The organism is Bacillus sp. FJAT-27001 (assembly GCF_019039175.1).
Lineage (GTDB): Bacteria > Bacillota > Bacilli > Bacillales > Bacillaceae > Bacillus > Bacillus velezensis.
On the sequence record NZ_JAHOAA010000012.1, the window covers coordinates 52,997 to 53,460 of the forward strand.

2 tRNA genes and 1 rRNA gene are annotated in these 464 nt (G+C 45.9%); all 3 read right to left on the bottom strand.

Features of this window, described 5'->3' with window-relative positions:
• Positions 1 to 36: 36 nt before the first annotated feature.
• The 3 genes from BGM27_RS19760 to rrf all read right to left on the bottom strand — a co-directional run bounded on the left by BGM27_RS19760 (position 37) and on the right by rrf (position 332).
• Positions 37 to 127 (bottom strand) — tRNA-Ser (locus tag BGM27_RS19760).
• 5 nt (positions 128 to 132) lie between these two features.
• Positions 133 to 207 (bottom strand) — tRNA-Asn (locus BGM27_RS19765).
• Positions 208 to 216: 9 nt separating this feature from the next.
• A 5S ribosomal RNA gene (rrf, locus tag BGM27_RS19770) occupies positions 217 to 332 on the bottom strand.
• Between the last annotated feature and the right edge of the window lie 132 nt (positions 333 to 464).

The window sequence follows — 464 nt, forward strand, 5'->3', positions numbered from 1 at the left end:
CTGGTATTTTTTCGTTTGTTATGTATTGATAATTAGTGGCGGAGAGCAAGGGATTCGAACCCTTGAGACGGGGTTACCGCCTACACGATTTCCAATCGTGCTCCTTCGGCCACTCGGACAGCTCTCCATAAATGGCTCCGCAGGTAGGATTCGAACCTACGACCGATCGGTTAACAGCCGATAGCTCTACCACTGAGCTACTGCGGAATGAAGTCTGCCTGGCGATGTCCTACTCTCACAGGGGGGAACCCCCGACTACCATCGGCGCTGAAGAGCTTAACTTCCGTGTTCGGCATGGGAACGGGTGTGACCTCTTCGCCATCATCACCAGACATTTTAGTGACATGTATTATTATACTATGTATTTCAGAAAAAGCAAGAGTTTTTTAAAAAAAATTCTCTCAAAACTAGATAACAGTAAGCATACATTCAAATTGGTTAAGTCCTCGATCGATTAGTATCTG